The organism is Sanguibacter suarezii NBRC 16159 (assembly GCF_001552735.1).
Lineage (GTDB): Bacteria > Actinomycetota > Actinomycetes > Actinomycetales > Cellulomonadaceae > Sanguibacter > Sanguibacter suarezii.
Genome location: NZ_BCRT01000019.1, coordinates 19,717 through 31,979, shown reverse-complemented (window position 1 = coordinate 31,979; position 12,263 = coordinate 19,717). Strand labels below are relative to the sequence as shown.

General features: G+C 67.5%; 11 protein-coding genes and 1 pseudogene. 8 read left to right on the top strand and 4 right to left on the bottom strand.

Going from position 1 to position 12,263, the window contains the following annotated elements; translation table 11 throughout:
* The first annotated feature begins 356 nt into the window (after positions 1-356).
* Positions 357-2,564, top strand: a complete 2,208-nt coding sequence (locus tag SS2_RS12985) for an McrB family protein (RefSeq protein ID WP_157607340.1) — start codon at positions 357-359, stop codon at positions 2,562-2,564.
* Positions 2,545-3,729 (top strand): McrC family protein, encoded by a 1,185-nt coding sequence (locus SS2_RS12980; protein ID WP_169796308.1) that lies wholly within the window; start codon positions 2,545-2,547, stop codon positions 3,727-3,729. The genes SS2_RS12985 and SS2_RS12980 overlap by 20 nt, the downstream gene beginning before the upstream one ends.
* Here the strand turns inward: SS2_RS12980 and SS2_RS12975 are convergent.
* On the bottom strand, positions 3,726-4,430 hold the full coding sequence (locus SS2_RS12975) for an SIR2 family NAD-dependent protein deacylase (RefSeq protein ID WP_169796307.1): 705 nt from the start codon (positions 4,428-4,430) through the stop codon (positions 3,726-3,728). The two genes, SS2_RS12980 and SS2_RS12975, sit on opposite strands and share 4 nt — an antisense overlap.
* A gap of 661 nt (positions 4,431-5,091) precedes the next feature.
* On the opposite strand from SS2_RS12975, the pseudogene SS2_RS12970 reads away from it, so the two are divergent.
* The 5 genes and pseudogenes from SS2_RS12970 to SS2_RS12950 form a co-directional block, all read left to right on the top strand.
* A pseudogene (locus SS2_RS12970) lies at positions 5,092-5,727 on the top strand (GOLPH3/VPS74 family protein); the annotation flags it as partial.
* A 108-nt stretch (positions 5,728-5,835) separates the two neighbouring features.
* The gene (locus SS2_RS12965; RefSeq protein WP_245643563.1) at positions 5,836-6,063 is read left to right on the top strand and encodes a PLD nuclease N-terminal domain-containing protein; all 228 of its coding nucleotides are present in this window, start codon (positions 5,836-5,838) and stop codon (positions 6,061-6,063) included.
* Positions 6,064-6,188: 125 nt separating this feature from the next.
* The gene (locus SS2_RS12960; protein WP_169796306.1) at positions 6,189-6,788 is read left to right on the top strand and encodes a DUF6318 family protein; all 600 of its coding nucleotides are present in this window, start codon (positions 6,189-6,191) and stop codon (positions 6,786-6,788) included.
* A 236-nt stretch (positions 6,789-7,024) separates the two neighbouring features.
* Positions 7,025-7,675 carry a PKD domain-containing protein gene (locus SS2_RS12955; RefSeq protein ID WP_066464817.1) on the top strand — a complete coding sequence of 217 codons (651 nt, stop codon included), beginning with the start codon at positions 7,025-7,027 and terminating at the stop codon, positions 7,673-7,675.
* Between the two features lie 131 nt (positions 7,676-7,806).
* On the top strand, positions 7,807-8,724 hold the full coding sequence (locus tag SS2_RS12950; RefSeq protein ID WP_066464815.1) for a sulfurtransferase: 918 nt from the start codon (positions 7,807-7,809) through the stop codon (positions 8,722-8,724).
* Between the two features lie 50 nt (positions 8,725-8,774).
* Here the strand turns inward: SS2_RS12950 and SS2_RS12945 are convergent, their stop codons facing one another.
* The 3 genes from SS2_RS12945 to SS2_RS12935 form a co-directional block, all read right to left on the bottom strand.
* On the bottom strand, positions 8,775-9,539 hold the full coding sequence (locus tag SS2_RS12945) for an amino acid ABC transporter ATP-binding protein (RefSeq protein ID WP_066464836.1): 765 nt from the start codon (positions 9,537-9,539) through the stop codon (positions 8,775-8,777).
* Between the two features lie 95 nt (positions 9,540-9,634).
* Positions 9,635-10,654 carry an amino acid ABC transporter permease gene (locus SS2_RS12940; protein WP_245643562.1) on the bottom strand — a complete coding sequence of 340 codons (1,020 nt, stop codon included), beginning with the start codon at positions 10,652-10,654 and terminating at the stop codon, positions 9,635-9,637.
* Between the two features lie 5 nt (positions 10,655-10,659).
* A complete protein-coding gene (locus SS2_RS12935) occupies positions 10,660-11,571 on the bottom strand; it encodes an ABC transporter substrate-binding protein (protein WP_066464814.1) in 912 nt (303 codons plus the stop codon).
* 212 nt (positions 11,572-11,783) lie between these two features.
* On the opposite strand from SS2_RS12935, the gene SS2_RS12930 reads away from it, so the two are divergent.
* Positions 11,784-12,146 (top strand): hypothetical protein, encoded by a 363-nt coding sequence (locus tag SS2_RS12930; protein WP_066464813.1) that lies wholly within the window; start codon positions 11,784-11,786, stop codon positions 12,144-12,146.
* The last annotated feature ends 117 nt before the right edge of the window (positions 12,147-12,263 follow it).

Below are 12,263 nucleotides of genomic sequence, written 5' to 3'. Positions count from 1 at the left end.
ACCCAGACACACCCCCATCCCCTTCGCTGAGTGCTGGGTTGTGTACGCCTCTCACCGGCGTGTCGCGTGCACAACCCCGCACTCAGCGGGATGGGCGTGGAGGGGATGGGGGGGGCGACGCGCCGCGAGGGGAAGGCCTTGGCTGCGGGCTTCGATGGTTGACTCATCGCATGTCAGCAACTCGCATGCCGTATCCATCCGCACAGGCTGTCTACGCGGCGGCGTCACGCTGGCGTGATGAGTCCCTCATCAATGACCGGTCACTGTTCGGCGGTCCGCACGGCACCACACTTGCTCTAGGCGAAGAGCTGCTCCGTGACGTGGTCGGCCAGCCGGACGCCAGCTCGGACAGCTTCATGACCAAATTGTCTGGTCAGCTGCGCACGAGCTCGCCCGGTGCCGTGCAGCTCGCAGCGGAGCTGCTCTACGTCTATTGCCTCGTCGCCCGGTCTGACTCGTTCAGCGGGTCCAAAAAGCGTGCGCTGGTAGACCAGGTGCTCGGGTACGCGGACGGAACTACGCCTATGCCCAGCGATCTCTCCGCCACGCTGGAGACGGGACTGGTCCGTACCGGGACGGCCTATGGCTCCTACCGGCACGGGCTGTTCCGCTACCTCGTCGAGTTCGTCATCCTCGTCAAGCAGCTCCCGCTTGACGAACGAGTGGCGCTCCTGGCCGACCCGCTGGCCTTCACCACCGCGCTCAAGGGACTGGATGGCGGCAATGGTGGTGCGATGCAGCGGTATTCACTCGAGCACTTGCTCTTCCCTGACACGTTCTGCCCGGCGCTCAGCGCGGACTCACGCGACGCGATCCTCACGGCGTGGCCCCAGCACTCGGGCAGCGCAGATCTCAACCAGTCCTTGCGGCTCGCAGACCTATACAAGAGCCTCGCCGCTGAGCGAGGAGCTCCCGACGAGTTCATCAGCATGTGGCGTTCACCCTTTCAGTGGGAGTGGAGCGCCATCTCCGACAGATGGTCGACTCTGGGCGACTGGACCAGCTGGGTGCGCGAGCGGATCAGCGTGGATGCCGACGAGCGGGAGTACAAGCTCGCCGCCGTCAGCCAGCTGCGTGACGTCGCCGCGCAGGCAAACGCAGGTGACACATCCTGGACTGATGCCCTTGCCAAGGTCTTCCGGTCGACGAACCTCGTGAATTTCCGCGCCTACGAGGAGTTCATCACCTGGATCCGTGCCGACGAGCCCGCGGCACGCTCCGTGACGACGGCGCTCTGGAACGATCCAGAGGTTGCTGCGCTCGACACATTCGCCCAGGCGCTGCCCGGTGACGTCTTGGCCCAGCAGGGTGCGCGTCTCTCCGTTAGCTCGTTCCTGCGCATGATCCACGGCGTGCAGGACCAGCCGCCGTGGCGTGCGCGCTACACGGCCGCCGTCGCCAAGCTCGCCGGGTGTCGCACAGCCCAGCAGGGCTCCCCTGACAGCGAGGTCTACGACGCGTTCCTCGTCCTGCTGGATTTCCTCGGGGACCTCATGGAGCACCGCGGCGAGCGGCTCGAGGACCGGCTCGACGCCCAGTCCCTCATCTGGACGTTGGCCGAGGCCGACGACCTCCCCGGGGTGTCAGAAGCAGAGTTCGAGGCTCTGGGGCAGTGGCGCGCTGGCAAGCAGACTCGGCCGCTGGACGTGCTCCCCGAGATCGAGCCGGTGCAGGACATACCGACGGTCAGCACCACCACCCTCGACGACGAGTCGTTGGCCGATCTGGCGGCCGCGCTGTTCGTCGACGTCGAGCTGCTCACCGCGATCGACGAGCTTGCCCGCGACCGCAACCAGGTGATCTTCACGGGCAGCCCTGGCACCGGGAAGACGTACATCGCTCGACGCTATGCGCAATGGCTCGCTGGCAGCGACGACCGGGTACGCCTCGTCCAGCTCCACCCGTCCTACGGGTACGAGGACTTTGTCGAGGGCTACCGCCCGAGCGGGCAGGGCTACATCCTGCGCGACGGCCCGCTCAAGACGATGGCGCTGCGCGCAGCGGCGGACCCCGGCCACAACTACGTCCTCATCATCGACGAGCTCAACCGTGGCAACGCGGCGCGCGTCTTCGGTGAGCTGTACTTCCTGCTGGAGTACCGCGACACCGAGGCGCAGCTCATGTACTCGGACGCGCCGTTCGCGCTCCCCGCGAACCTCTTCCTTATCGGCACGATGAACAGTGCCGACCGGTCGATCGCAATCCTCGACTCCGCTCTGCGCCGCCGGTTCTCCTTCGTCGAGTTCGACCCCACGCGTCCGCCGCTGTCCGAGGTCCTCACCCGGTTCCTCGCTGCCCACGCACCGCAGCACGCCTGGGCAGCCGACCTCGTCCGACGTGCCAACGAAATCATCGACGACCCCGCCGCCGCGATCGGCCCGAGCCACTTCCTGCGCACCGACCTCACCGAGCAGGTCATCACGCGGGTGTGGAACCACGACGTGCTGCCGACGCTGCGCGAACAGCTCTGGGGGCAGACAGCCCAGCTCGCTGCACTCGAGCTGGAGGCGCTGCGCGGGCAGGCACGAGCCGGAGACGTGGATGTTGACGATCCGGCTGACTGAGTGGGAGCTGGCCTCGGGGCTGACACTCACTACAGGCCAGATCGAGGCACTGCAGTCCCACTTCGACGCAGAGGTGACCCCTGAGGTTTCCGCCGGCACGGACGTCTCAGACCTGCGCTGGCGGGTGCGGGCGTCCAGCATCGTCGGCGTCGTTGCCACGGGCGACGGCGACGTCGTCGTGCGCCCCAAGGTTCCCGTGCACAACGTGTTGTTCCTGCTGGGCGTCTCCAGCGGGCGGGACCCGCTTGATGCGCTCGAGGATGCGGCCCTGGCAGACGCCCCTGACCTCACCACGGCCGTAGCGGGGCTCTTCGCCTCCCTGGCAGGCAGGACGCTGTCGCGTGGCGTGCTCCGCGGCTATCGGCCCGTCGCAGAGCACCGCCAGACGTTGCGCGGCCGGGTCGACGTCGCCGAGCAGATCCGGGTGCGGCCGGGACGTGCGATGCCGATCGCGGTGCAATACGAGGAGCACGACGAGGACATCCTGGAGAACCGGCTCGTGCTCGCCGCGGCCCGACTGCTCCTGCGGATGAGGCCGAGCCTCGACGTCGCGCGACAGTTGCGCCGGGTGGTCCACACCCTCGACGATGTGAACGGTCCATGGCGCGGCGCGGAGGTCTCCTGGACGCACCTCAACGCGCGCTATCGACCCCTCGTCCGACTCTCCCAGCTGGTCTTGTCAGCCCAGGGCCTCGACCTCGACAGCGGCAACCGTGAGGCTGGCGCGCTGACGCTCGACATGAACGTCGTCTTCGAGGCGTTCGTGTGCCGCGTCGTCGGTACAGAACTGGTTGCCGCCCACGGTGGTGAGGTGACGGCTCAAGACACACGCTGGACGCTTGACGAAGGCGGGCGGGTGCGGCTGCGCCCTGATCTCGTCTGGAACGGACGTGGCGGGTACCCGGCGGCGGTGCTGGACGCGAAGTACAAGGCTCGGGGAGGCGGTGGAGTCCCGGAGACAGACCTCTATCAGATGCATGCGTACTGCACGGCGCTCGGACTGGACAGTGGGCACCTGGCGTACGCCCAGGCTCGCCCTGAGGTCGTGCGTGTGGTGCGCGGCGGACCTGCTATCCACGTGCACAGGCTGGATCTCAGCGGCGCTCCTCATGAGCTGCTGGACGCTGGACGATCGCTCGCGCGAGCGATCGCCCATCGGGCCTAGCGACCCAGGACCCGACGCTCGGCGCCGCGGGCAACGAGGGTGTCGATCACTGCTGCCCAACGGCCCTGGGCGGTGTCAGGGAGCGTGCGCAGCTTCGTCAGGAGAGCTCGGGCCGACTCAGCAGCAGCATGCTCGCCTTCTGAATCGAGCAACTGGGTGTACCGGATGTCGGCTGCGTAGAGCGGCACGCTGGCATACATCCCGACGACATCGAGGAACACGGCAAGAGCGTGCGCAGCACTACGGCCGTCATCAGCAAGGCCGGACGAGTCCGACTCAGGAACGGCATTCACGAACTCAAATCGCCCGTCCCCGAGGCGAGCGTGCGCTTTGCTCGGTCCGAGGGAGACAACGGTACCCATCGGCGGTAATGGGTCCCTGGCGGGAGCTGCCACCTTGCGGAATGCCACGACCTCGTGAGCGAGACGCAGGAAGTTGTCGTCGGTCATCGACGACCCGACGACCAGGAGGTGCTTGGTCATGAGCAGCGTCTGGACGATCGCGCCCATCGGGCCAGCAGCAGCTGCGTACCCGACGAAGTCACTCCGGGACAAGGTGATGGGCGACGGGCGAGCGACATCTCCATGCATCTTGAGAAGCCAGGGGATCTGCGGTCGCGGTGCGTCGAAAGGCAATACCTGGTGGTCGCCGCCAGAATCGTTCAGCGCACGTTCGTACAGGGTGTCGTAGTTGGTGGTCACTGCCTGTTCGCAACGCAAAGAGGCGAGCAGCGCATGGCTGAGCGAGTACCGCGTGATCTGGCCGATGATGCGGGGGAGCTCAGGTCCGAGGGAGTCTTTGAGCGTGGCCTAGAGGAGTTCGGCTCTGTCGAGAAGGGACTCGAGATCGTTGATCTCCGCGCGGATCGGGGAAAGTGTGCAGCTTCCCGCCGTAGAAGCTGTAGTTCGAGAACGCGATGAGGCTCTCGTGATCGCTGCGGTAATGCCACGACAATGGGAGTGAGGGAAGAGCCCCGGACCCCTTGCACAGGTCGAGGACAGACTGGAAGTCGTCAAAGCCTTTTTCGTCGGACTCCTCGTCGGAGCCGCCGGTGCTGAAGAAGCTCGTGGGAGGCAGCTGCTTGTCGTCGCCTGCGACGATGAGCTGGCGACCTCGATAGATGCAGTTGATGGCATCGGAGGGCGGCACCTGGGAGCCTCGTCGAAGATCACGACGTCAAACTTCATCTCGGCGGGTACTGGGAGACCGCCAGCGGAGACATCATGAAGCACGGTTTGAGCTCGAGAGCGACCTCACCAGCTTCTGCCAGGGTCATACGGACTGGGAGGTGACGGCTCTTCTTCGCAGCCTCCTTGTTGATGAGCTGAGTTCCGCGGCTGCCGACAGAGTTGCGATGACGCGACGGGGAAGTCCGTCGTCGACTCTGCTCGGCTCGACCTAGTGCTGGGGGGCGCGCTGCTGCTTGATCTTGCCGTGGTGGAGCCCGTCGATGTCGCGGGCCCAGGGGAGCCGGTGAAGGCCGGTCGGCTGGTCGTGCGTGACGCGCGGCCGGTGGGCGACTCGGTGCTAGATGCGGCGCTGAGCCGTATCGTTGCGGCAGGGCCGAAGAAGCCCGAGAACGTGCTGCCCTCCCTGAAGAAGGGCCTGCGGCCTGCGCTCTACACACGCCTGTCCCAGGGGGGAATCCTTCGCTGTGAGGAGGGCCGGGTGCTCGGCATCTTCCCATCACTTCGCTGGCCAGCAGCCGACTGTGCCTATGAGCGGCAGGTGCGGGCGTGCCTGAGCGAGGTGCTCGTCGTCGGGCGGGCGCCGACGGAGCGTGAGGCCGGCGTCATCGCGCTGCTGCATGCGGTTGACCAGGTGCCGAAGGTTCTGGGGACTGCCGAGGTCAGCGCGCGGGAGCTGCGGCGCAGGGCGAAGATCGCCGTTTCGTCGGGTCTCGCCGACACAGCAGTGCTCAAGGCCGTCCAGGCAAAGAACACCGCAGTGATGACCGCGTTGCTGGTCTCGACGACGGTGGCGACGTCCAGTAGCTGACGCCTTGCCCGCGGTGCTGATCTTTTGCCCACGCGCGGAGGGCCGTCTGAGCAGTAGCGTGGGCGTACCGGCATCATGCATGCCGCCCCGACCAGTCAGGAGTTCGTCATGGGCCACATGTCACACAAGCCCCACTGGAAAGACCTCAACAGCAAGCGCAAGACCGGCATCGTCCTCGTCTCGATGGCTCAGTTTGCACTCACGGCAGCCGCCTATCGCGATCTGATCAAGCGCCCCGCCGATCAGGTCGACGGACCGAAGGTCGCGTGGGGAGTCGCGCTCCTGGTGCATTGGATCGGACCGATCGCCTACTTCGCCAAGGGGCGGAAGCCCTAGCCTGACCTGGGCCGTGCGCAGCGCCTGCAGCTGTCATGGGGCCGCCGATAGGCTCTGTCATCCGGGTATACACAAGCTGGCGCATAACGTGCCGAACCGTCCAGGTCGCACGTACTGTCTGTTCTATGACTGATCAAGTGTTGCCCCGCTGGGCGCCAGCTGTGGTGGGCTGCTTGCTCGCACTGGGAGGGTGCGGGGATGGCTCATCCGCCGTGCCCCCGGCAATGACGACGCCGTTGCCCGCGCCCACTCCTGTGGCCACGGACATGGCAGGTCAACCCCTGATGCCGCCGAAACGGCCTGCTGCGATGGAACACGGTGACACGGCGGGTGCGCAAGCGGCGGCGGAGTACTTCATGGAATTGTCTGGATATGCCGTGAGGAGCCAGGACCTCAGAGCCTTTACGCAACTTTCTGATCCTGAGTGCTTCTACTGCGACGCCGTGATTGATGAAGTGACGGCAGATGCGGCGGCAGGGGTCTACACGATCGGCGGGGATACAGTCTTCTCGGTTTCGACGATCGATCCTCCTGCCCAAGAGTCGTTCTACATCGTGTGGGGCACGCTCGACCGGACTCCGTTCGTCGCCTACGACTCAAGCGGCAAGACGATCTATGAGTCGGACGGTGATTCCTCTCTGGAGTTCGCTGTCAGGCTCCAGCATGAGGTGGATGGCAGGTGGGTCGTCATGGGAACCCAAGCGGGCGAAGAGCGCGCGTCGTGAGGGCGTCATCGCTGGTTGCGGTTGTTGCGCTGTCGTGTGCGCACAGCGCTGGCGTGCTCCCCACCGAGTCCGTTGCTTCACCAGCGTCTTGTGATTCTTCGTCTGCGCGCGATAGCACTGCGAAATCGGTTGACACCGCTATCCAACTGAGTGTGTCGTCCTCAAAGTTCACCTCCGGGTGCGGCGCACCCCCCGCCCCCTCGAAGCCGTCCTCCGGTCCACCGGCATCTGTCCCGGTGACAGTCAAGGACACCTGCGACGCAAGCGACGTACGCGCGATCTGCGAAGCTGTCGCCGCTGGCGAGATCGCCGCCTGCGATCCCGCCCTCGGCTACACCGGCGAGCTTGTCACCTACTCCACGATCAACGTCCCCGGTTACGCCCCTGCGCCGTACCCCAGCGTTGAGATCGCCTGCAACGCACCCACCGTCGCGCCCGCCATCACAGTCACCGAGACGGACTTCCGCTCCCTGCCGCTGACCCCCTCCACCATCAGCGTCGGCCCTGCCCACAGCTGGCTCCCCGTCAATATGGCCGCTGCGGTCTACACCGACAGCCAACCCCAGACCCTCACCACCACGCTCCTGGGCGCCCCCGTCACCGTTCGGGCCACCCCGACCACCTACACCTGGAACTGGGCCGACGACTGCCAACCCACCGAGACCACCGACCCCAGCGCCCCCTGGCCCAGCCACACCGTCTCCCACACCTTCGAGCGCACCGGCACCTACACCGTCACCATGACCACCACCTGGACCGGGGAATACTCCCTCGACAACGGGACCACCTACACCCCCATCACCGGCACCGCCACAACCACCACCACCGCCCCACCCCTGACCGTCCACGAGCTCCGCAGCCACCTCGTCGACACCCTCATCACCTGACACCACCCACCGGCCCGCGGTCCGGTGAATGAGATCCTGACGACGCTGGTGGCCCCTGGCATGCCAGAGACGTAGCCTGCCGAGTAGGCCCTGTGGCCCGCCCAGCAGATCTCGTCGAAAGGGTTGTCATCATGTCGACCGATACCGCGCTCCTGCCCACGCTCGTCTCGAGCGCCGAGCTGAACGAGGCCCTCGCCGGCCCTGGCCCGATCCGTGTGCTGGACGCGACGACATTCCTGCACACCACCGTCGAGGCGGCGCCCTACACCGCGTCCACCGGCTATGAGCAGTACCTCGACGAGCACATCCCCGGGGCTCTCTTTGCCGATGTCCCCGGCACGTTGTCTGACACCAGCGCCGAGCTGCTCTTCACGGTCCCGAGCCCGGCGTCCTTTGCGCACGCGGTCCAGGACCTAGGCATCGGCTCAGACACCCACGTCGTGGTCTACGACACCGCGGGCAGCGCCTGGGCTACCCGCGTGTGGTGGCTCTTCCGCGTCTTCGGCCACGACGCCGTCTCCGTGCTCGACGGCGGTCTCGGTGCCTGGAAGGCTGCCGGCTTCCCGGTAGTGAGCGGAGACGCTGACATCGTGGCGGTCGCAGCGGCCGACACCCCCGTGTTCACGCCCCGGTTCCGTCCCGAGCTCGTGGCCACCAAAGCGGAGATCGCCGCCACCCTGCCTGGTGTGCCCGCGGCGCCCGAGGGGACCGTCGTCGTCAACGCGCTGGACCCAGCGACGTTCGCCGGCGAATCCGAGGTCAACCCGTATCCCCGCCGGGGCCGGATCCCTGGCAGCGTAAACGTGCCGCTCTACACCCTGCTCGACCCGCAGACCGGGCAGTTCCTCCCCGCCGAGCAGCTCACTGAGAAGCTCCAGGAACAGGGCGTCCTCGACGCCCAGCGCGCCGTGACCTACTGCGGCGGCGGCATCGCGGCGACCCTGCCGGCCTTCACCGCCTATGTCGCGGCTGGCGTCGAGGTCGCCGTCTACGACGGCTCGCTCAGCGAGTGGACCGCAGACGAGTCCCTGCCCGTGGAGCTCGGCTGACGCCCCTCCCGGGGAGAGGAATCACCGGGACGACCGCTGCTGGGCCACCGTCACAGCACCCGGGCCAAGAAGTCCTGTGTCCGGGCCTCGCGTGGTGAGGAGAGCACCTGCTCGGGCGTGCCCTGCTCCACCACGACCCCCTCCGCCATGAACACCACCTGGTCGGCGACCTCCCGGGCGAAGCCGATCTCGTGGGTGACCACGATCATCGTCATCCCGGACTCCGCCAGCGCCCGCATGACAGCCAGCACCTCACCGACGAGCTCAGGGTCCAGGGCCGACGTCGGCTCGTCGAAGAGCATGAGCTCAGGGTCCATCGCCAGGGCGCGGGCGATGGCCACGCGCTGCTGCTGACCGCCGGAGAGCTGGGCGGGGTAGTGGTCGCTGTGGTCGCTCAGCCCCACGCGCTCGAGCAGCTCGGCGGCCCGGGCACGTGCCGCGCTCTGGCTCCGTCCGAGCACCTGGACCTGCGCCTCGACCACGTTGCCGAGAGCGGTCATGTGCGGGAAGAGGTTGAACCGCTGGAAGACCATCCCGACCTTCGCGCGCTGACGGGCGATCTCCTTGGGGTGCAGCTCGAACAATGCAGGAGCGCCGCGGTGCACCCCTTCGCGGTAGCCCATGAGCTCACCGTCGACGTAGATCCGACCGGCCGTGATCGTCTCGAGCTGGTTGATGCACCGCAGCGCGGTCGACTTCCCAGACCCCGACGGCCCCAGCACCACGCACACCGAGCCGGTCGGGACCGTGAGGTTGACCCCGCGCAGCACGTGCGCCGGCCCGAACTCCTTGTGCAGGTCGACGACCTCGACCATCGGGCGCCGGTCGCGAGCCGCTTCACCGGCGCGGCCGGTCTCGACCGAGCCTGACGCACCCACGCCTGTCTGCGTGCCTGCCTCCGGCGATGCGTTCACGGTGTCACCTCCGTCAGCGGACCGGGGCCCGTCGTCGTGCCGGCCGCGTTGATCGCGGCCTGGCGTGCCCGACGTCGGGCAGCGCGGCGGCCCCCGCCGCCGCCCCCCGGCGTGCGGTGGGCGTCGAAGCCCTTGCCGTAGTAGCGCTCGAGGAAGTGCTGGCCGACCATGAGCACGCTGGTGATCGCCAGGTACCAGATCGCCGCGACCATGAGCAGCGGGATGGGCTGGAAGATGCGGTTCGCCACCGCGTTCGTGGCGAACTGCAGGTCCAGCGTGAAGGGCACCGCGAGCACCAGCGACGTCGTCTTGAGCATGGAGATGGTCTCGTTGCCGGTCGGCGGGATGATGACGCGCATGGCCTGGGGCAGGACGATGCGCCGCATGATCTTCGTGTTCTTCATCCCCAGCGCCTTGGCTGCCTCGGACTGCCCGGGGTCCACGCTCTGCAGACCGGCGCGCACGATCTCCGCGAGGTAGGCGGCCTCGTTGAGCGCCAGCCCGATGATCGCCGCCCGCGAGGCCGTGATGAGGTCGTTGGTGGTGAAGTCGACGAACTCCGGACCGAAGGGGATGCCCAGGCTGAGCCTCGGGTACAGCACCGAGATCAGACCCCAGAAGATGAGCTGGGTATAGATCGGGGTGCCGCGGAAGATCCAGATGTAGGTCCAGGACACCCAGCGCATGACGGGGTTCTCCGAGCTGCGCATGCTGGCCAGCAGCATCGACAGCACGATGGCCAGGGCCATCGCGGCGACCGTCAGCCACAGGGTCCAGGCGACGCCGCGCAGCACCGGGGTACTGAACAGGTAGTCGGCCACCGTGCCCCAGGCGAACTTCGCGTTGGTCACCAGCCCGTGCACCGCCATGGCGACGAGGACGGCCACCACGGCCCCGGAGATCCACCGCCACGGGTAGCGCACCGGGACGGCGTGGATGCGTCCGGGGACCTGGTCGGTCCCGTGCGCTGCTGTGCCTCCGGTCGAGCCCGCCTGGTCGGCGTCGAGCCTGGACACCGGCGTCAGCTGACGCTCGGGTTGAGCTCGGCAGTCGTCACGGCGCCGGCCTCGTTGCCCCATGCGGTGAGGATCTTGAGGTAGTCGCCGGAGTCGATGAGCTTCTGGACGGCCTGCTGCACCGCTGCGGTCAGGTCGGGGTCGTCCTGGGAGACGACGATGCCCTGCGGTGACGTGGCGAACACCTCGCCGAGCTGCTCAGCCTGACCGTTGGTCTGGATGACCGCGTAGGCGATGATCGGGGAGTCGGCGTACATGATGTCGGCCTTACCGCCGACGAGGGCAGTGGTGACGTCGGTCTGCTTGTCATACTTGAGCGGGGTGATGGCCGGCTTGCCGTCGGCCGCGCACTGGGCCACCAGGGCGTCGAGGGCCTCGTCCTCGACGGTCCCGGTCTGCACGCCCACGGTCAGCCCGCACAGGTCGGCGATGTCGACGTTCTTCGGGTTGCCCTGGGCCACGGCGAAGGCCTCACCAGCGGAGAAGTACTGGACCATGTTCACCTCCGCCAGACGCTCGGGGGTGATGGTGAAGGAGGACATCCCGATGTCGTACTTGGAACCGATCGCGGGGATGATCCCGGTGAAGCTCGCCGTCTGGACCTCGGTTTCCAGGCCGAGCACCGCACCGATGGCCTTGGCGAGGTCCACGTCGTAGCCCTCCGGGGTGGTGCCGTCCTCCCCGATGTACTCCGCCGGCGCGTAGGTCGTGTCTGACCCGACGATGAGCGTGCCGGTGCTGGCGACGTCGTCGGGAAGCAGGGCGGAGATCTCGGTGTCCTCGGCGATCGACGTCGGGTCGAAGGAGGACGACGCGCTCGAGGACGAGGCGTCCGGTTCCGTGGAGTCGTCCGAGCCGCACGCGGCGAACAGGAGCGTCACGGCCGCGGCGGTGGCGAGAAGCGGGAGTCTGCGCATCGTGTCCTCCAAGGACTGCAGGCGACGGGAACTGTTCCTGCTGGCCAGGGGGCCACGGGAACGTCAGTGCAGGCACCCTACGGGTGCGGTGTTACCAGGGTGTGTCCGGCATGTTAGACCCGCAACAGGAGACGCCATCTCGACCGGCTCGGATAGGCTCGCCGCAGACGCGCCGGCCCCAGGCCGGGAACCGCCACGAGGGGATCACCGCCATGACAGACGCCGCACCCACGCCACCGGAGCGCACCGACACCGGCACTGAAAGCACCGCCGAGATCACGGAGATCACGGTGGAGTCCATCGAGGCGAAGCTCGCCGCAGGGGAGCCTGTCGAGGCCACAGAGGTCCGCTGGCTGCTCGACGCTCTGCGCGCCGCGGAGACAGCCGCCAGCGCCGATCCCAGCACCAGCACGGAGACCGACGCCGTGCGCCGCCCCACCCGCGAGGAGCTCATCGCGGAGTTCCACCTCGGCCCCGACCCGTCCCCGGACATGCTCGCCTACCTCGCCGACTACGTCGTCGAGCGTGAGGCCGAGGCTGCCGCCGAGGCGGCGGACGGCGACACCGACTCCTGAGCAGCTCGCCCGCCGAGCGGACGCCCGGCGATGCCGCGCGTCCGCCCGTCCGAGGGAGCAGCAGCGGCCGCCCCCTCGGACACGGGTGCCTGCCACCAGCCTCAGATGAGAGAATGG